Genomic DNA, 20,585 nt, shown 5'->3' with positions numbered 1-20,585 from the left:
ATTGTTGCTTGAGAATAGACGCACGATTTGACATAATAGAGATAGATTTTTGTGTTTGTAAGGCAATGATCTATATATAGATTGCCTTACAGATTTTTTTTTGCTCACTTTTTCAGTGCCATTGGCCTATAAATGACTCATTATGGCAGAGCGGGGAAGGGAGAAGGCGAGAGTGTCCGAGTCGGGGAATGGGAGAGCGGGAAAGTCAAAACTCAACAGTTAACAGTTTAAATGCGGCACAGTTTGCTAGGAATCCAAGTCATCTGTTGTCCGCCAATATCTTGTCAGGTGTTCGTTAAACTATTTAGCTGTCAGTTGTTGCAGTTGAGTAATATAGGGCTACATTTCAGGTGAATTCTTGGCAGATTCAAGACAGAGATGGTGCTTGAGATGCTGCCAGATTCTGAGTGACAGGCGATTGGCGCGCTCGACCCCATCGTCGTACTGGGGTGTCGGAAGCCGGATACAGTTCTTCGATCTCCACTGTCGATCGTATTTTACTTAAACAGGACTTACGCACTCAAGGCCGTTAAATCAAGGGTTTGAGATTGCTTCACTACATCTTCGGACAGAAAATCGTAGTACGTGGGTAAGTCCTCTTAAAATTGTGGGAAACAGCACAAATCGCTAGCCTTGACCCGATGCCTGGCGTCAATTTGATAAAATCTTCCAAAACGGAAACTTATCGGCTTGAGACACAGTTGTGTTTTTGTCGCTAAAGCCGTCCCGCCATCAGCGACAGTTGCTGTAGCTGTTTGCAAACGGTTTTGTTCCTGTGGAGACAACTAGCACAAAACCTCCGAACAAAACCAGCCCGGTCAAATCAGAAACCAAATATTTGCGCCAATTCTGATTTAATTATATTGCTATAGCAACAGCGCTCGATGTTTATGAGGTTTTCACTTGCTCAAACTAATGCGGTAGATTCCTTCGGAATTGGAGTATATTAATTAATCATAAAAAAAAAAATTTTTCGCAGGGCGAGGGCGATTAGCGCACACACAAGAAGAGGAAAAGGCCAACTAATCTCCTCCATTATTCCTTCTTTCCCAAATAACTCAAGCCTTCTCTCTTCGAGAGTTAGAATTTTCTTCCTTCTGCTATATAATGATCGAAGCGTTAAATATTTTTGCAGTGACAAAAACTACTAACAAAAAAGACAGCAAATCCTCTAAATATCCCTTTGACGGTCTATCTTTAGACGATCGCAATCCCGACTTCATTAAGCTTCTGTTGCCAATCTGGGAATGGCTGTACCGCTACTATTTTCGCGTACAAAGCGACGGCTGGCACAACGTCCCCGCTCAGGGAAAAATGCTTGTTGTCGGTTCTCACAACGGGGGACTCGCCGCTCCCGATATGTTTATGTTCCTATACGAATGGTTCCGCAGGTACGGCACGGAACGCTTGGCCTACGGATTGATGCACCCCACGGTTTGGCAAGTTTCTCCTGATGTTGCTAGTATGGCGGTTCAGTGTGGAGCCCTCAAGGCGCATCCGAAAATGGCGATCGCAGCTTTGCGGAAAAATGCCCCAGTTCTCGTCTATCCGGGCGGCGCTCAAGATGTTTTCCGCCCCCACAACTTGCGCGATAAAATCTACTTTGCCGGACGCAAGGGATTTATCAAATTAGCATTGCGAGAAGAAGTGCCAATTTTACCAATCATATCCCACGGTGCCCACGATACTTTGATAGTTTTGGCAGATTTGTACGAACAAGCAAAGCAATTGCATGAATTGGGGATGCCGTGGCTATTTGGTATCGATCCAGTGGTATTGCCGGTGTATTTGGGATTGCCTTGGGGATTGAGTGTTGGGCCTTTGCCGAACTTGCCTTTACCCGTGCAAATTCGGACTCGCGTCTGCGAACCGATTGTATTTGAGAGGTACGGTTCGGAGGCGGCGCGCGATCGCGATTATGTTGATGCTTGTTTCGAGCGAGTTACCACCCAAATGCAACAACAATTAGATTGTTTGACTGGCAAGTGAGAATTGCCCAAGTCTATATTATTCTAGGCTGCAGAAACCGATTTGTTTACGAAAATATAGCGTGAAGCGCGAGGGATATGGGGAAACAACCCGGTTTCTTAAGTCCTGTGGGTAAGTCGGGACCACAAACATTTTTTGAAATCAATCCATTAGATTTATTTCAAAAACCGACAATTGCGGTAATAAAGCGGATTTTACCCATCTTAATTACGTGAAATACCCGAAAACCGCAGTCGCAAAAGTCACGCTTTTTATCATCCCGGTTCCAGGGAACATCATATCAGGTTAAATCAACGCAGATAAATAGGATTTCATCTGCGTCGATCTTCCTTCCTCTGCGGTGAAAAAATAGAATTGGCAAAACTAACCTGATTCTGTATAAACTCTCGATCTTAATTCTGCCTTCTGCCGAACCGTGACTAATTGCCCGATCGCCTTAAGCGCAATACTGGGATGAAAAAGTACAGCCGGCGACTCAATCATGTGTAGAACTTCCAAAAATGCTTGACAAACTTTAGCATCTCCGACTAGCACTTTTAACACTAGATCCATGTAATCAATTGTCAGCCGCGTAGCAAGGTTTAGTTTTGCACCTGTACTTCCGCGATAGCGGGAATCCTGACTGATGGCAAACATCCAAGGAATAGTGTGTAATTTTGCTAATTTTTCTTGAAATTGTAGCCCAAAGCCTGTTAAATCGCCTTCTGGATACCGCTCTCTTTGCTTTTGCAGCCATCGATCTAGCATCTGAGCATCCAGTGCAGCAACGGTCATTCCCTGGCCATAAACTGGGTTGAAAGCGCAAACTGCATGACCGATAACTGCCAAATTTTCAGGATAACGGGAGAGGCGATCGTAGTGTCGCAAACGGTTTTCTGTACCTCGATAGCTATAAATAGGTGTTATTGCTTCTGCATCTTTAATCGCATCATAAATTGTCGGGGTTGGCAGACTGCGGGCAAATTCTAGAAAACCTGCTTCGTCTGTCGGGGGATAATCGCGATCGCCCCCGGCGAAACCCACCAGCCAGCGATTGCCTTCGATCGGAAAAATTGCACCACCGCGGGTACGGAACGGCGGTCCTGGTGATACAAATACTGGGGCTGTGTCTGACAATTTACCCCTGCATTTATAGATCCGGGTTGCATAGCCGACAAAAGCATTGATAACGGTTTCTTGCGGAGGTTCATAGCCCAAACTTTTCAACCATTGAGGTGTTTTGGAAACTTTGCCACCAGCATCGACTACTAAATCTGCATACAAATTCTCTGCATGGATGTTACTCGGGTTGTGGCGATCGCGAAAACCCACCGATACGCCAGCAATCTTCGCGCGCGAGGCATTCGCCAGCAACCCCGTTACGGTGCCTCCTTCGAGGAAATGCACGTTCGTATTTTCAGCCAATCGGCGGCGAATTTGCCAATCCAGTAAATCCCGACTGAACATAATTAAATCATTTAGATCCGGGCTAAATTGTGGTGCCCAACCCGCCGGACTAAACCACCCGATCGACTTCGGATTTAACCTAGAAGCACCAGCAGCTATCAGTTCGTTTTCCAAGCCGGGAAACAACTCTTCTAGGATGATTTTTCCCCGATTTAAAAGGATGTGAAGGTGACTGGATTGAGGAATACCGGGGCGAGGTGCGGGTTGTTCAGGAAAAAAATCTCGTTCAACAATACTTACTCGGTCGAAGTGTTTTGCTAATACTCTAGAGGCCAACAGTCCTGCTAAACTCCCCCCAATAATAATTGCATGATTTTCTCGCTGCACTATCGAATTCCTTCAAAGCTAATTTGCCATGACATTGGTTGATGAATTGTGAACAATTTGTCTTGGCTTCTGTGCCGACTCTTAATATCGATCGACCAAAGATTTTCCTCTGCCATTATTTTAATCCGACTTACCATTACTACCATCTATCTCGGATGCGCCGCAGCGGACCTTACTCATAACTGAGAACTAACAACTTCACAACTGCCAATTTACATAGCACAAAGATTCCTAAAGTAACAGCCGGCCGCAGACATATTTCTACACTTCCAACTGTAGGGGGATGCTTTAGCTCGTCAATAAGGCGATGCTTGCCATTGGGGGCATGAGTCTAAAACTATACATTGGTTAACTTGCGCCAATGAGCGCGCGCACCCACTCTTAACGAGGAATATACTATGTATCAAAATTTGCCAATAAATCCACAACTGTATAACATCGGGTTCTGGCTGGCCCAAGTGCCAGTAGAGCAGACTACTACAAACACAGCAGAAGACGCAGCACTCCTTTATTCCGGGCCGCAATTTTTTATCGCCTTGATAGCTGGAGTTGTACTTGCGTGCGCTTTCCAACTCTTGCTAACAAATTTATCAGTAGCCGCGGGCCTGTCGTACATGGGACAATCCCACGACGACGGCCACCACTCGGATAGCGGGAGCTCCCCAGTCCGCCACATCGGCCGAAAGGTAGGTACTTGGACGCTAGTCACCGTCACCGTTGCCCTATTCTTTGCTTGCTTGCTAGCAGTTAAGCTCAGCTTGATTAGCAGTCCCGGTTTAGGTGCGATCGTCGGTTTAGTCGTTTGGGCAGCCTATTTCTCAATGCTTGTTTGGGTGAGTTCCACCACCGTCGGTTCCTTGATCGGTTCCGTCGTCAACACCGCCACATCAGGCTTTCAAGCCATTGTCGGCACCGCAGCCTCGGCCATCGGCGCCAAAGCAGCCAGCAACCAAGTCGTCGCCACAGCCAAAGCAGCAGCAGCAGCAGTGGGCCATGAACTCGGTAGCGCGATCGACCCTACAAGCTTGCGCGAAAACGTCGAAGACTACATCCAAAGCCTCAAACCGCCAGAATTAGACATCAAAGGGATGCGTAGCGAGTTTGAAAAATTGCTTAACGATCCGCAACTAAAAACCATTGCAGCCGAAAATTTGCCGAATCTCGATCGGCAAACTCTCGTAGATTTAGTAAGTTCGCGATCGGACTTATCAAAACGCGACGTTAACCGGATTGTAGACCAACTTCAAGATGCTTGGAAACAAGTAGGAAAACAAGGGCAGCAATCAGACGGCATCGCCCAATTAGTAGACTATCTCAAATCGGCCAAATCGGGAGATTTGGTCTCAGATAAATTGGCAAGTAGGGTAGAAAAAGCTCTCAGCAATCTGAGCGGTCAAAACTCTGGACAAAGCCCGACCATGATGTCCCAAGCAACGACAATGGCAGTCAATGCTTTAATGGGAATAGTATTGGGTCGCACGGATATTTCTGACTTGGATCTTGAAAAAGTAGTCGGTCAGCTCAAAGAAGCTAAAGACAAAGTTACCCAGCAAACTGATAAAATTACCGCTCAAGTCAAAGGCGAACCCGTAACATACAGCCCAATTCGTGCCGACGTAGAAAACTACCTGCTCAACACTTATTCGTGGCAGATGAACCCCCAAGCCATCGAGCGCGAATTTCGGGACGTTCTCTACGATCCTACAGCCGATCCGGGAACTGTGCGCCGCGAATTAGAAAAACTAAAACAGTCTTATTTTGCCGAAATCCTGGCTAGTAGAGGTGTTTTTACCCAAGACAAAATTAAACAAATTTCCCAGGAATTAGAAGCAATTAGACAGCGCGTTTTACAAACCGCGATCTTTGCCGAGGAGCAAGAAAAATCTCGCGATTTGCAGTGGCGGGTAGAAACTTATTTGAAGCTGACTCCGAAAGAAGAACTGACAGCAGCAGCTATCGGGAGCGATTTCAAAAAAATCTTAGAGGATTCCGATGCTAGTTACGAACAGTTGCGCGATCGGCTTTCTCCTTACACCCGCGACAGTTTTGTGCAAATTCTCCGAGGTCGCGAAAACTTCGGATTCCAGGAAGTAGAACAGATTGTTCAAGAGTTAGAAAGGACGCGAGATGTAGTTTTAGCAGATGCTAAAGGTCTGCAAGAAGCTGCACAAGTCCGACTAGACAACCAGTGGCAAAGAGTGCAAGAATACTTGAAGTCTACGGGCAAAGAAGAACTCAATCCCGAAGGCATCAAGCGCGATTTGAAAACGCTGCTGGATAACCCAGAAGCAGGAATGTGGGCCCTGAGAGCTAGAGCTTCTAGGTTCGATCGCGAAACTTTGGTAAAATTGCTATCTCAGCGAAAAGACCTCAGCGAAGACCAAGTAAATCAGCTTCTCGACAGCGCCGAAGAAACTTGGCACAGCGCGCTGAATGCGCCGCAAAAGTTGGCCGAAAAAGCTAAGGATCAGTACGACCAAACCACTACCGCCCTTGCAGATTACCTTCGCAATACTGGCAAATCAGAACTCAATCCTGAAGGAATTAAGCGGGATTTGACAAAACTGCTGGAAAATCCCAAAGAAGGAGCTTTAGCACTGCGCGGCCGCCTGTCTCAAGTCGATCGCGATACTTTGGTAAAACTGCTTTCTCAGAGACAAGATTTGAGTGAGGAACAAGTCAATCAAATTATCGACCAAGTGCAGGAAACTCTTGGATCGATTGTGAAAGCGCCGCGCCGTTTGGCAAAACGGGTGCAAAGCCAAGTGCACGATTTTCAAAGTGTTTTAGAAGATTATTTGCGTAATACCGGCAAGGATGAATTAAATCCAGAAGCCATCAAGCGGGACTTGCAACTGCTGCTGCATGACCCGAAAGTCGGCGCTTACAGTTTGGGCGAGCGCTTGTCGCACATCGATCGCGCTACAGTTGTTTCTCTGCTGTCTCAGCGGCCGGATATTTCTGAAGCAGAAGCCAATCGCATTGTTGATGGAATTTTGTCGGTGCGCGATGAGTTCGCAATGCAAATTCAGAAAATACAGGAGGGTATTCAGTCGGTAATTGATGGGATTCTCGGAAAAATTCGGGATTACCTCAATTCGCTCGATCGCCCTGAACTCAACTATGAAGGCATTACGCGGGACGTGCGGAAGCTATTTGACGATCCGCAAGCCGGATTTGACGCTTTGCGCGATCGGCTGGGTCATTTCAACCGCGATACTTTAGTAGCACTAATGAGTTCTCGCGAGGACATTTCCGAAGCAGATGCCAACCGCTTGATCGACCAAATTGAAAGAAGCCGCAACAGCGTATTGCAAAGAGCAGAACGCTTGCAGCAAGAAGCGCAGCTTCGCCTCGAAAGCATCAAACTGCAAGCCGAAAAACAAGCCGAAGAAACCCGGAAAGCAGCAGAAGTTGCCTCTTGGTGGCTGTTTTTCACCGCTCTTTCTTCGGCCGCTGCTGCTGCAGGCGCCGGTGCTTTAGCCGTCATCCGATAAAAAAGACTCAAGTTGCGATCGAATTGCAGATAGTGCCTGATGTGAGTTTATACTGATATCAGGCACTACTGTTATTAAAGGATGTTGTCGGGGATTGGGAACTGGTTTATTTAATTTGTTGGTACTTTTTAAGATTATTCGTAAATCCGCTCCTACAAGTTTATTGAGGAGAGTGCAAACTGTGAGTTTATACATTTTAATTAGCAGTTTTGCTTCGTTCACAATAAAAAAGTCAAAAGCATAATTTTTAGATTGTCTATTTTATGGGCGGATGTAAGTGAAAATTCGGCGGATATTCCTTACCTCTGCGATCGCAATTTTTTCGTCAGTTATCAACGTGGTTCAGGCTTCGAGGCTGGATTGACTTCTGGGTGTATTCCACCACTCCTGCAAGGATTGCTGTAAAACAACACAAATCAAAAAAGCTCTTGGAATAAGAATCTTTTTGCCGGAAAAACTCGACGCGACAGTGCGGTCTCTCCTCAATATTTTTTAGGTACAGTAATAGTAGGGTTCTAAACCCAGCACGCCTGTTCTCTCAACCGCCTGCCTCCCTGGTGGCGCTAGTATCAAACGCGAACTCAAAAAGTTCGATCGCCCGTTTCCTTTGAAGATGCCGATCGTCAGGTTATAACTTGTAAGCCATTAGGTTGTGCATAATAGGGAACTAAAGCTGTGAAAATACTACACTGACTGTGGGGGGCAACATACCGGATACCTTGGAAATACCAAGGGCTTTGCCAAGCCAGCCCAGAAAAGTCAAAACACGCAGGCCCTGCGATCGCCAATGCTAAACAACCTACGTCTCAAACCTCTCCTGGCTAGTTGCCGAGTAGCACCGTGAGGAGGGCGACGCCATGCAACTCCGAAAAAAAACACTATTAATCATCAGTGCAGCCCTGATCAGCCTGATTGTGGTTCTCTATGCCACTGCATCAACTATTTTGCTGCATGATTTTCACAACCTGGAGGCACAGTACGTCCGCCAGGATGTCGCGCGGGCTTTGGACGCATTAGATGACGATTTGTCGAATTTAGACACCAGCGCCCAAGATTACGCCGAGTGGGACGATACTTACTCTTTCGCAGTAACACGAAACGAAAAATTTGTCAAGTCAAATTTCGTCGATTCGACATTTGTTTACTTGAGACTAAACTTATTGGTGTTGCTGGACTCCAACGGTCAGACGATATTCAGCAAAGGTTTCGACCTGAAATCCAAAACCGAAATCCCAATTCCCGAAAGCTTAAAACAGCACTTGATCGAGGCGCTGCTAGACTCCTCGACAGGTTCGGGCGATCGCCCCGCCAAAACAGGCGTCCTCACCCTGCCAGAAGCCACGCTGCTGATTGCTTCAAAGCCGATCTTCAACAGCAACGCCCAAGGCCCACCGCGCGGAACCCTGATCGTCGGACGCTATCTCGACAGCAGCGAAATCGGTTTGCTTTCAAAACTAACTCATCTGTCAGTAGATTTTAGATTGCCGAGTTTGGATTTTAAAGTGGGAGCCACGAACTACTCCGGGCATGGCGCCAAGGCGATAGCTCCATCTAGGCAGGATTTGGAAAATCTCAAACTCAAAATTTCCCACCTCAAATCAGTAGAAATTTTAGTGGAGCCGCTCAGCGACAGCTTAGTCGCAGGATACGCCCTGATTCGCGACATCCACGGCAACCTAGCGCTGCTGCTGCGAGTAGAGACAGATCGCATCATCTACGGCCAAGGTCAGGCTACCTTGGAGCTGTTTACCTTATCAATACTGGCAGTAGGTTTAATATTTAGCGCGATCACCCTGCTGTTGCTAGAAAAATTAGTCTTAGCAAGATTGGCTTCCTTGAGCACCAGCGTCAGCAACATCGCAGCCAACGGCGACCCCGACTTGCGGGTTCATATGGCAGGAGCAGATGAACTCGCAAGCTTGGCAGACGGCATCAACAGAATGCTAGAAGCATTGGGTAATTCTCAAGTCGAACGTAATGAAAGCGAAGACCGCTATCGGTTGATGGCAGAAAACTCAACCGACATGATCACCAGACACGACCCCAAAGGCGTATTTATTTACGTCTCGCCGGCCAGCCGGGCTTTGCTGGGATACGAACCTTCGGAACTCCTCGGCCGCGTCCCCAACGATTATTTTCACCCCGACGATTTAGAAACCATTGCCAAGGCTCACTGGAAAGTCCTGGCGCTCCCAGTTACTTACACCGTTAGCTACCGCATCCGCCGCAAAGACGGCAAATACATTTGGTTTGAAACCACCGGCCGCACGATCAGCGATCCCCAAACCGGCGAAGTCCAAGAAATTATCGGCATTTCCCGCGACATCAGCGTGCGGAAGCAAACAGAACAAGAACTGCGGGAAAGCGAAGCTGCAATCAAAGCTTTGTACCAAGTGACTTCCGCTCCCCGTACAGACCCGCTCAACCACCTCTCTACCTTTGATTTGCGCCTCCAAGAACTGCTGGCAATGGGATGCCGACATTTAGGCCTGTCCGTGGGCATTTTGTCCCGCATTCAAGGCGACAACTATCAAATAATGGCTGTTGAGTGTCCCGACGGGTCGATCGTCAAAGACCAAATCTACGATCTGGAAAAAACTTTCTGCGTCGCTACGGCAATGGCAAAAGAACCGATTTACTTTGAGTCGGTAAGATTTTCTGGTTTTTCCTTCAACACGGACGATCGAGCCTTCCCCATTGAAGCTTACATGGGCATTCCCGTCACGGTGGGAAGTGAAGTCTACGGCACTCTGTGCTTCTTTTCTCCAACTCCTGTGACAGAACCGTTCCGAGTTGTAGACAGAGAGTTGGTGAAACTGATGGCTCAGTGGGTGGGAAGCGAACTCGAACGCCAGCAAACCGACGTAGATTTGGCAAAAGCTCGCGATCAAGCACTGGCGGCTACTAGAGCCAAAAGCGAATTTTTAGCCACCATGAGCCACGAAATTCGCACTCCGATGAACGGAGTCATCGGCATGACTGGTTTGCTGCTGGATACCCCCTTAACTCGCGAACAGCGCGATTTTGTAGAAACTATCCGCAGCAGCGGCGATGCCTTGCTGACGCTGATCAACGATATTCTAGATTTCTCGAAAATTGAGTCGGGCAAATTGGACTTGGAGGAACATCCGTTTGACATCCGCACTTGCATTGAGGAATCTCTAGACTTGGTAGCTGCTAAGGCGGCAGAAAAAAAACTGGAAGTGGGTTACTTGATCGATCGTACTGTACCGACAACGGCGATCGGCGATAGCACCCGCTTGAGGCAAATTTTAATCAACTTGCTCAGTAACGCGGTTAAATTTACCGAAACTGGAGAAGTGGTGGTGGCGGTGACTGCCAAAAAGATTTCAGTGTCCGCGGCTAACGCTAAAGAACCGCCAGCAATTAATGGCGAATCGGCAGTAATTAACCCAGCATACGAAATACATTTTGCGGTTAAAGATACTGGTATCGGCATTCCGAGCGATCGCATGGATCGGCTATTTAAATCTTTCAGCCAGGTTGATTCTTCAACGAGCAGGCAGTACGGGGGTACCGGGCTGGGTTTGGCAATTAGCAAGCGTTTGGCCGAAATGATGGGCGGCCGGATGTGGGTGGAAAGTATGGGTAGTGTCGCGGGCAATCCTCCTGCCGATTTTAGATCGTCGGCAGTTTTTGATTTGGGATGGGCAGAATCTTGCGAAATTGCCGAAAAATATGGCTATGGCAAATCTGTAGTCAGCAACAAGCCGATCGGCCAAAATACGAAATCCGTTGGCTCTACTTTTTATTTTAGTACGATCGTTTCTGGCTGCAAGAATTCCTTACCAGTTAACTTGAGCAATTCTCAACCTGAATTAAGTGGTAAGCGAGTCTTAATTGTCGATGACAATGCTACCAACCGCAGAATTTTGACTCTCCAAGCTCAGTCTTGGGGAATGGTGGCTAGGGCTTCAGATTCGGCTCGCTTGGCTTTAGATTGGCTGGCTGCTAAAGAGATGTTTGACTTGGCAGTTTTGGATATGCAAATGCCGGAAATGGACGGGTTAGCTTTAGCGGAGCAAATTCGCCGGTATCCTGGTTGCGAAAGGTTGCCGTTAGTGATGCTAACTTCGATCGGCAGGCAAGAAATTCACCCCCCTGCTATGGAGATGGATTTTGCTGCTTTTTTGAATAAACCCATCAAACAATCTCAGCTTTACAATGTTTTAATCAATATTTTTGGAGAACAGACAACTGAATTTAAAGGGCAGCGCACTAGCGGGGCTTTCTTGCAAAGCATACCCGTGCTGGCTGAGGACTTACCCCTGCGGATTCTGTTGGCTGACGATCATTTGGTGAATCAGAAGGTAGCTTTGCAAATTTTACAGCGGATGGGGTATCGCGCAGATGTGGCGGGAAACGGTATCGAAGTGCTCGAAGCTTTGCGCCGCCAGCCTTATGATGTGGTGCTGATGGATGTGCAAATGCCGGAAATGGACGGACTGGAAACTACCCGCCACATCCGCGAGCAATTTTCAGCAGATTTAACTGTAGAAAATCACACGGGAGAATCAGAAGTTGCCGTAACAAATGAGCAATCTCACAATCGAGACGCGACCAAAAATCCCGCGGGAGGATCCGAAGTTTCCGCAACAGATGAGCAATCTAATAATGGAAAATCCAGAATCCAAAATCCAAAATTGACTGGCGAGGAATCTAACAACCGAAAATCGAAAATCCCAAATCTAAAACCACCTAGGCCTTGGATTGTGGCGATGACGGCAAATGCGATGCAGGGCGATCGCGAAGAGTGTATGGCTGCGGGAATGGACGACTATTTGAGCAAGCCGATTGCCATTGACCAGTTGGTGCGAGCTTTGATCGCGTGTAAATCTCGATCGAACTCTGCATTCGATCGCCTGCAGCCGATTGTTTGTTTGGATGCCCCGGCGGAACAGATCGAAGGAACGAGTGAATTAGAAGTGCGATCGAATGTGGCTGTTGCGGGAAATCCACAACTGACAATTCCCAATTCGCACGCAGTCGTCGATTGTGGTGCATCAAATCTCGATCGGGCTTTGTCAGAGAGTGGGGATTCCCTAAGTGCCAAGATTATAGAGGGACTGCGAGAAGTGGAAGCTTTGGACGAGGCGATCGAGATTTACCTCGAAACAGCTCCCGAACTGCTGCGAGGCATCTCTATGGCCCTGAGCAACGCCGATCCGCTGGCTTTGCGGCGATCGGCTCACTCTTTGAAGTCGATTAGCGGTACTCTCGGTGCTTTTCGCCTGTTTGAGCTGTGCGAGCAACTCGAAATCATGGGCCGCATCGGAACGAATGCTAACCAGCCTTTACCCGATCCGGCCAGTGCGCTTTTAGAAGAGGTTGAGGCGGAGTATCAAAGAGTTGAAGCGGCGTTAAAAATAGAAATGCAGTACAGCGAAACAATGACAGAATAATTAACAGGTGATCGGCCCCGGCACATCTAAATTTTACAGTTAAGTTTGATGAACTTCTTGTGGGGTGTCCCGCCAGCCCAAAAATAGAATCTAGAGGCCCAACAGCTTAACTAACTATTCTTAGTGGGTGGGGGCGGGTTTTTGAGATGGTTTGTTTTAGACAGTGATGGTTGATAAAACCCGCCCCCACGATTACAAGCCGTATCGATCGGCTAAATCTCTCGCTGCTTGTCGGTGTTTTTCTACCAAACTCGGCGGGGAAAGCACTTGGGCGCTATCCATATATCTGTTCACCCACAGACTAAATTCGTTCAGAGAGCGATCGGGCAAATCGATCTGATAATCCACATAAAGCACTTTGCCCAAACTATCCCTTGGGCCTTCTTTAATCTTTTGTCGCGGATGCCGCCGATCGCCCTCTAAGATAAATCCCACTACTTTCTCAAAAAACCGCACTTTCACTTTTTCTAACTTCAGTTGACCCTGCAATTCTGCCTGCTGTTGCTCTGGCTTGCCCAAGAACAGCCCCCAGCCGTTTTTTAACAACTTTTGAGCTATTTTCAAACGGTGTTCCTGTACGGCTAAACCGCGCCCTTCTGGATCGATAATTTCGCAGTAGTCACTAAAGCGATTCACCCGTTCTACGCTCAAATGCCCGTTGTCGCAAGATTCGCAAATCATGTACCAAGCGATATCGTGATAGATCAGTTGCAGGGGCCAGATTCGCCGGAAACCGACCTTGCCTTTACCGTAATAATCATCTTGACGGTAAAGTTCGATCGCCTGACCCCGAACAATTGCTGTTTCTACGATGTCTAGTTTGTGAAATAGGGTATTCCGATATTCTTGGCGATCGAGCATTTCTACAGGATCGGTGTAAATAATCGCACGATTTAGGTGTTCGCGAACGGGATAAAACAATTTACCTTTGAGTTCGATATCTAATCCGCGCAACAGTTTCGTGAGTTTTTCACAAATTTGGCGGGCTTGGGGATTTCCCTGATATTTGGCTTGAGATGCTATTACTTGAAATGCGAATAGTAGTTCTTCGCGATTCATTGCGCCGGTACCGAGATAATAGCCGAAGCGATACATTCTTTTGTCGAGGATTCCGTAGTGGCGCAAAGTTTCTAAGTCTTTACGAATTGTGGGAGTTGCGGGATAGTTTTCGGGAAATTCGATGTTGAATTCGGCGGCAATTTTCTGTAATTGAGATTGAACTTCTAGCAAAGCATCGTGATATTTACTGTCCGATGTTTCGGTGTTCGAGTGTCCGATTCCGGGATGGTTTACTAATGTGGCGATGAGGAGCATGATGCGATCGAACGTTAGTTTGTCGGCGTAGGGGTGAGGGGTTGGTTTTTTGGCCATGATGGGTGGATATGGTAAGTTGCTTAAAAGTCAAGTAAAAGACAATATTAACATAAAAATATAGAAAGGTCGGGAGACTATTATTTACAGAGCTTTAGGCTTCGCAGCAAGTTTGATAAATATTGTGAATCTGAAGACATGAAGCTGGCTCGGCTGATATATTGAGTTGAGTAGAACTTAAGCAGTTAGCGACTTGGGACACTACCAGCAGCATTCAGGTGGGCATTGCCCGCCTTAAAATTGAATTTATGCCTGCATACACTGCGATCGCCTTTGCCCCCGTTCAAGGCTTTATCGAGAAATCCCGCAAACTCCGAGATTTATTTGGGGCTTCACTGATTCTGTCTTATCTGAGTTACAAGCTAGTACAGCAAGCCGAAAAATCAGGTTTAAATGTCATTTCTCCCGGTGCCCCGAACATCCAGAAAGGAATGCCCAATCGAATCCTTCTGAAAGGGAAAGGGGAATTTTCCAGGAATGACGTGACAAATACCTTTCAGAAGTCATGGCAAGAAATATTAAATGAATGTCGAGTTTGGATAGAACGAGAAGTACCTCCTAAAGAGGAATACTTTTGGCAGCTAGAGTGGATGCGATGGGGTTTATACACTTGGGAGATATTTTGGGGACACGGAGATTCGATAGAATCTGCGATGAAGAATCTAGAAACTCGCAAATTGCGTCGTGATTGGACGGCAATTAACTGGATTGGCGACAGTTCGAGTTTGACTGGCACGGATGCGATCGCCTGGCCGCGTTTAGGTTTAGAACATCGAGAACCGGGGCGACAGCTATCCGATACAGAAAAAGCTGAACTTAAGGATTTCTATCAACGTCTTTCCTGTGTCTTAGAAAATCTTCCCCCAGATGGCAAACCCGAAGGAAAATTTCTTGCACCTAATGAAAGATTGAGCATCCCTGAGTTAGTTAAGCGGTTAGTTACTCGCGACGAAGATATTGCCAGAAACATTGGGATATCTCCGCTTGAAGCAGGATTTAGCGACATTATTCGTGAACCAGAACACTGGACTGGCTGGTTTATGGGAGATGGCGATAAAGTTGGCAAAAAACTTCAGGAAATTGCTCAAAAAGAAGGTGATGAAGGTCTAAACAAGTTCAGCGAGGCTATGCGGGATTGGGGAGAAAAATTTATCAAGAATTTCCCCAAAGACCAAGGGCGGATTGTTTATGCCGGCGGTGACGACTTCCTCGGTGTAATTTACAGCAGCAAACCCGAAAAGCCCCCAGAACCTATAGAGGCATTAGAATGGTTAATGGGATTGTCCGATGAATGGAAAAAGCACGGACAGGATATTAACCTAAGTGTTGGTTTTGTTTGGGCCGGTCATAGAGTGCCGCAGCGAGATATTCTTCAACACTGTCGAGAAGCCGAAAAACGGGCGAAAAGTTTGGGGCGCGATCGCGTGACAATTCGAGTAGTTTTTAACAGCGGTCAATACGTGCAGTGGACTTGTCCTTGGGATTATTTGCACATTCTCAAACAATACAAAGACCGGGACGGCAAAAGCTGGGATCGAAAGCCAAACTGGAGTCATGTTTACAAAGATTTAGCTCATCTCAAAAATCGTCATGCTATTAGTTTTAATCCCAAGGAAACCAGCCCAGATGATGAATTAGCTTTAGCTCTTTTTCAACTTTACTTTCAAGACAAGAATAACTTAGAAAAAAACTGGAAGCACATCGTCGGCGAGTACCCAAATCCCGAACAATCCAAACAAATTATTTACTGGATTAGCGACCTAATAAATGTCGGATGGCAGCTATGTTCAAATATCTCATCACTATAAGTCCTTTAGGATTTATGTACGGGAGTTCTGGCGGATTTTTATCGCCCGAAAATCTAGTCGGACGTTCTGGGGCAAAATTCCCTCCAGAAGCAGCTACTCTCTCCGGTCTATTTTTCAGCACCAACAAAGTTAAGCCCTATATTTCTCCAAAAGAACTTAGTGATAATTTGTTTGTCGCTGGCCCATTCTGGGCAAAATCAGCCGATCCTGAATACTTTTACGTTCCCATTCCTTGGCACAAAATTATTTCTAAAAAAGGCGTGGATGAATGGAAAATGAAATCTGGGAAATGGCACCGCGAATCCGAAGATTTAGATCCTGAGTATAGCTGGCAAACCATTAATTCTTGGGCAAACAAAACTGCTGCTATTAAGAAAAATGACGATATTGCCGATATTCCGTGGAAATACGTCCCTATTTTGCACCCCAAAACAAAAGATGACGAACGCTGTACTTTAGCAGAAGATGGTTTGTTTTTAGAAAATTCTGTGCAGATGGATGATGAATTTTGTCTAGTTTATCTCTCAACTCATCCTTTAGCAGATGGTTGGTATCGCTTCGGTGGCGAAAATCATTTAGTAGAAATCACAAGTGTCCTACTTGATGAGGACAGTCCAATTGTAAAACTTTTACGCCAACCAATTCAACGCTCATTTGCTTTGATAACACCGGGAGTTTGGGGTTCTAACAAATTTTCATTTCGCTATCCCAAAAATGAAGATTTTTCCCAAAAACGACCGGAGATGCTCACAGATAAACCCATTTCTTATCGCTATCGTACGAAAGGACAAATGGGACGGGGACGCTATGCAGTTCCTCCCGGAACTGTCTATCTTCTCAGAGAACCTTTAGATAAAGCTTGGTGGGATTTTCCAGAAAATTGGTTTCCCAAAGAAGGTTTTAGCCTGAAACAAGTTGGATGCGGTTTGTGTTTGCCAATTGAAATTCAAGGAGTTGAATAATGTACAAAAAAGCTTACGGTATTATTGAAACCCTTGCTCCTGTTCATGTGGGAGCAACGGCGGGTGAAGAAAGCGGCAACTTAAACTTAATTTTCCGCGACCAGTTTACTCAAACTGGCATTATTCCCGGTAGTTCGATTCGGGGAAGATTACGCTCGGAAATCCGCCGTAGTCTGGGAGAAGCTGAAGCTAATAAATGGTACGGTCAGGAAGCCGAATCGGGGAAACCAGACAGTACCACAGAGTCTGTAGTTAAGTTTGAATATGCTTCGCTGCTGTGGTTGCCAGTATTTTGTCCCGGTCAACCAATTGTCTAGGTAACTTGTCCTCGTTTGCTGAAACGCTATCAGCGAATTGCTGGAGATTATGTCAAGCTAAAAGATGGTACATCTCTCAAATCAACTAAACTTCCAGCTAATTATACAGGTTCTCAAACCTTAAAAGGTTTTGAGATAAATGGCAAACCAAAGCTGTTTTTTAACTTTGGCTTTTTAACAGTTGATAAAACTCAGGACTTGTCTGCTTGGTTTCCTTTAGGAGAGGAATTGCCAGCCGTTGTGGTGGCTGACGATGAAATTGCCATGATTCACGATATGGCCTTATATCGTCAGAGTCGAGTTGCCTTAGACAAAGAGGAAAAAAAGGCTAAAAAAGGAGCTTTTTTTAATACTGAAGCTTTGCCAGAAGGCACAATTTTAGTATTTCCGATCGCCCTCAAGGAAAACCAAGAGACATGGCAACCTTTTGGCGCGTCTACTGGCACAGACATTTATCTCGGCGGTTTAGAATCAATTGGTTTCGGTCACTGCTATCTAACCTTAAAGGAGGTATAATTTATGGCTTGGGAATCTTACAAATTAGACCAAGAGGCTCACGATTTAGTTGTCAAATATCGTGACCAAAAAGACGCTCTCAATCAAGCATACAAAATGCGCGTTGCAGTTGCTTACGGTTTAGAGCGATTTTGGGGAGAACAGTTTCGGTTAGTCAAGGATCGAGATAAGGCTGATTATTGGCGGGATACTTGGAAGGCGCTAGTCAAAATTATGGCAAATGCGGGTATTAAAATTCCCAATGATAATGTCAGTTCTGACGATACAGCAGCCATTAAAATTATGGCCAATAAATTGTGGGATTTTCCTATAGAACAGCGGAAAGTAGCTATAGCTGTGCTGACTCAACTTTGCGACAGTATGGTGTGGTGGACTCAACGTTATAAGCCTACTAAGAATAATGGCAATAATGGAGGTGAAGAAGATGAGTGATAGCGATCGCGTTCCTTTGATGTTTCGATCTCAATTGGAAGGAAGGGGCAAAATTCAGTACGCAGGCGATGCTGGCCCCGCTTCTGAATGGGTGGAACAATGGTTAGAATGCTGTCCTCCCGTCCCCGAAAAAACCGATGAAAGCGTTCCCCTCTACAAACGAGGTCGAACTAAATCACCCGTAAAAATGCCTGAATTCGGGCAAGGAGTGGAAACAAAACAATACACCATTAGCTGGCGTTTAGTTACAAACAGTGGACAAGATGAAGGCGTCATTCGACCCATAATTGGCGCGAAAGGTTTGCCATTTTATCCTGGTTCTAGCATGAAAGGGGCTTTCTGGCGATCGTGTCCTCCTGAAAAACGAGAAGGATACTGTGGGGCAGAGGTGGTAGAGGACGGACAGCGTAGTGCAAAACCAGGAATTTTGCGCTTTCACGGCGGCTTCCCCACTGATATGTCTTGGGGAGAAAAAGAGCGTTTAGTCGATGTCGTTCACTCTCAGCAAAAGCGCCAAGTGATGGAAAATGCCGTCACCAGCGCTAACGTGCAAATCTCGCTTTATCAGTGTAAATTACAATTTGGCATTTCCAGCAACAAGCAGCTTGGAAAACAAGAATGGGAGGAAATTTGGCAAATTTGGGAAAAAGCTTTAGGACACGGAATTGGTTCTAGGGTAAGTGCAGGTTATGGTCGCATGGCAGAGGTAGAAAGCGCCGATAAATGCTTACTTTCTGTCAATTTGAGTGGCTACGGATTAACGTCGCAACTACTGAATAGAACCCCAGAATTTCGACCCAATATGTTTAAAGCTGCGCTGCGGGGTCATACTTTGCGGTTGTTGGCAGGGGTCACAGATGCCAATACAGCACAACTGTTAACCAAAAAACTTTGGGGAGGAATTGTTGAAACACGCGATGATACAGGGGCAATTATCGGGCAGTTGGGGATTAACTTTACTGCTGAGGAACTCGATTTTGGTGAACACAGATATTATCCGGCGAGGAATCCGGTAGTCATGCCTACCTACGATTTACAGGCAGGAAGACTGGACATTGTGAATCTAAATAATAGGTATCCGCAGAAGGAATTAAAAAAGTTTGTCACTTATTTAATTAAATTTTCTCTCTTGCTTGGCGGTTTTGGCAAATCGTGGCGGCGGGTCGATCACAGCCTGTTTTTCCCTGAGTATTTTAAGAGAAATGACAAACCTGCGATCGGCTGCCACTGGAAGTTTAATGAAAGTTCAAAAACTTTGTACGTCACGGCTGCTAATCCTGATCTCAGCAATATTACTAAATTTCTGGCAGAGGGTCAGCAGAGAGCAATAGAATGGTTAACAGTTAATCATTTAGAACCTAGTCATCAGGTTATGGCTTGGCGCGAAGTCTGGCATCCCGACAAAGTGGAAGTTTGGGGAAGAATCGCTGAGGATCAGCATAGCAGCGAAGCAATTAAATGGTTTCACGAACCGTACTCAAAAAATCAGTCTATTGAGAAAAGCGATTTGACGGGAAAACTAAATAACATCGGTCGCATTTGGCACCGGATGTATCCCCGCTATTTCACAACTAAAAACGGAGAATTGAGACAAAAAAGGCAAGAGTATGTAGAGCTTTTGACTATTTTTCCAGATAAATCGGACAAAACTCAAGATTTTCTTGAGTTTTTACAGAATCAGAGCGACTTTATCAAACTTTGGCCAACTGAGGAATAATTATGAATATCTGGATTGTGACAACTGGCAGCAGCGATGTCAAACTCAAAACTGATGACAATTGGGGTAGTTTGTTCAAAAAGGTTAGAAGTCAATTATACGATCGCCGTTTTGTACCTACACGACCGCCGAATACTGATGATGAGGAACCTTTCATTGTACCAGCTAGAGCGATGGGGATGGTTTATGGCAGCCAGTTAACAGATGAATATTATGAGGATTTGCACTTTCCGCTTCTGGATGCTTTTTCGGCAAAGCTGTTAGAGAAAGGGAAAACAAATCCTGACAAAATAATCTTGATTATGACCGATCAGGAAGCGGTTTTTGATGAGGAAAATAGGAGAGTAGAGAAAAGTCCTTATTGGCAGGATACTTGCACGCTCAAACCGATCTTTGAACGATATTTTCAGAAAAAGTTTCCTAAAATTGAATCCATTGATTACTTAGAATTGAAACCTAAATCCCAAGATGAGGGATTAGATAGTTGGAATAAAGCACTGTTTCTGGTTCAACAAGCTTTGTCTAGTTTGGATTTAGATAAAAGTGCAAACTTTTATGTCAGTCATCAAGCTGGAACTCCGGCCATTTCTTCGGCGGTTCAATTTGAAGCATTAGCAAAGTTTGGTAAAAAAGTCAAGTTTTTGGTTAGCAACGAGTATGAACCAGATTTAGCCAAAAAGGGTGATTTCATAGAAAGCTCTACTTATTCCTCTTCTGTCACTCTAGGCAGAGTATAATAGGACAAAATCTCTCAAACCTGAGCTGGGTCTATGGTTAAGC

At 45.8% G+C, this 20,585-nt stretch carries 13 protein-coding genes; 11 read left to right on the top strand and 2 right to left on the bottom strand.

Going from position 1 to position 20,585, the window contains the following annotated elements; genetic code table 11:
- Nucleotides 1-1,107 precede the first annotated feature (1,107 nt).
- Entirely contained in the window at nucleotides 1,108-1,989 is an 882-nt protein-coding gene (locus QUA45_RS22340) for a lysophospholipid acyltransferase family protein (RefSeq protein WP_333100366.1), read from the top strand.
- 363 nt (nucleotides 1,990-2,352) lie between these two features.
- Here QUA45_RS22340 and QUA45_RS22335 read toward each other — a convergent pair whose 3' ends face one another.
- Nucleotides 2,353-3,762, bottom strand: a complete 1,410-nt coding sequence (locus QUA45_RS22335) for a 2-polyprenyl-6-methoxyphenol hydroxylase-like oxidoreductase (protein WP_333222149.1) — start codon at nucleotides 3,760-3,762, stop codon at nucleotides 2,353-2,355.
- 398 nt (nucleotides 3,763-4,160) lie between these two features.
- Here QUA45_RS22335 and QUA45_RS22330 point away from each other — a divergent pair, with 398 nt between their 5' ends.
- From QUA45_RS22330 to QUA45_RS22320, 3 genes are all read left to right on the top strand, one after another.
- Complete coding sequence (locus QUA45_RS22330; RefSeq protein ID WP_333100363.1) at nucleotides 4,161-7,259, top strand: MFS transporter; 3,099 nt, start codon at nucleotides 4,161-4,163, stop codon at nucleotides 7,257-7,259.
- A gap of 252 nt (nucleotides 7,260-7,511) precedes the next feature.
- On the top strand, nucleotides 7,512-7,664 hold the full coding sequence (locus QUA45_RS22325) for a hypothetical protein (RefSeq protein WP_333222148.1): 153 nt from the start codon (nucleotides 7,512-7,514) through the stop codon (nucleotides 7,662-7,664).
- Between the two features lie 452 nt (nucleotides 7,665-8,116).
- Nucleotides 8,117-12,682, top strand: a complete 4,566-nt coding sequence (locus tag QUA45_RS22320) for a response regulator (RefSeq protein WP_333222147.1) — start codon at nucleotides 8,117-8,119, stop codon at nucleotides 12,680-12,682.
- A 192-nt stretch (nucleotides 12,683-12,874) separates the two neighbouring features.
- Here QUA45_RS22320 and QUA45_RS22315 read toward each other — a convergent pair whose 3' ends face one another.
- Nucleotides 12,875-14,053 carry a WYL domain-containing protein gene (locus QUA45_RS22315; RefSeq protein WP_333100358.1) on the bottom strand — a complete coding sequence of 393 codons (1,179 nt, stop codon included), beginning with the start codon at nucleotides 14,051-14,053 and terminating at the stop codon, nucleotides 12,875-12,877.
- Between the two features lie 248 nt (nucleotides 14,054-14,301).
- On the opposite strand from QUA45_RS22315, the gene QUA45_RS22310 reads away from it, so the two are divergent.
- Genes QUA45_RS22310 through QUA45_RS22280 form a run of 7 tightly spaced genes read left to right on the top strand, consistent with a single transcriptional unit; the run spans nucleotide 14,302 to nucleotide 20,542 of the window.
- A complete protein-coding gene (locus QUA45_RS22310) occupies nucleotides 14,302-15,861 on the top strand; it encodes a Cas10/Cmr2 second palm domain-containing protein (RefSeq protein WP_333222146.1) in 1,560 nt (519 codons plus the stop codon).
- Nucleotides 15,828-16,823 carry a CRISPR-associated protein gene (locus tag QUA45_RS22305; protein ID WP_333222145.1) on the top strand — a complete coding sequence of 332 codons (996 nt, stop codon included), beginning with the start codon at nucleotides 15,828-15,830 and terminating at the stop codon, nucleotides 16,821-16,823. Before QUA45_RS22310 ends, QUA45_RS22305 begins: the two co-directional genes overlap by 34 nt.
- Nucleotides 16,823-17,140, top strand: coding sequence for an RAMP superfamily CRISPR-associated protein (locus QUA45_RS22300; RefSeq protein ID WP_333222144.1), 318 nt, complete (start codon nucleotides 16,823-16,825; stop codon nucleotides 17,138-17,140). The genes QUA45_RS22305 and QUA45_RS22300 overlap by 1 nt, the downstream gene beginning before the upstream one ends.
- Before the next feature lie 15 nt (nucleotides 17,141-17,155).
- The gene (locus tag QUA45_RS22295) at nucleotides 17,156-17,656 is read left to right on the top strand and encodes an RAMP superfamily CRISPR-associated protein (protein ID WP_333222143.1); all 501 of its coding nucleotides are present in this window, start codon (nucleotides 17,156-17,158) and stop codon (nucleotides 17,654-17,656) included.
- A gap of 3 nt (nucleotides 17,657-17,659) precedes the next feature.
- Entirely contained in the window at nucleotides 17,660-18,088 is a 429-nt protein-coding gene (locus QUA45_RS22290) for a hypothetical protein (protein ID WP_333222142.1), read from the top strand.
- Nucleotides 18,081-19,805: a hypothetical protein gene (locus QUA45_RS22285; protein WP_333222141.1), complete on the top strand. Its 1,725-nt coding sequence runs from the start codon at nucleotides 18,081-18,083 to the stop codon at nucleotides 19,803-19,805. The genes QUA45_RS22290 and QUA45_RS22285 overlap by 8 nt, the downstream gene beginning before the upstream one ends.
- Before the next feature lie 2 nt (nucleotides 19,806-19,807).
- A complete protein-coding gene (locus QUA45_RS22280) occupies nucleotides 19,808-20,542 on the top strand; it encodes a hypothetical protein (protein WP_333222140.1) in 735 nt (244 codons plus the stop codon).
- Nucleotides 20,543-20,585: the final 43 nt, after the last annotated feature.

Source organism: Microcoleus sp. Pol12A5 (genome assembly GCF_036701435.1).
GTDB lineage: Bacteria > Cyanobacteriota > Cyanobacteriia > Cyanobacteriales > Microcoleaceae > Microcoleus.
Note: the sequence above shows the minus strand (reverse complement) of the source record. Positions and strands in the feature narration are given on the sequence as shown.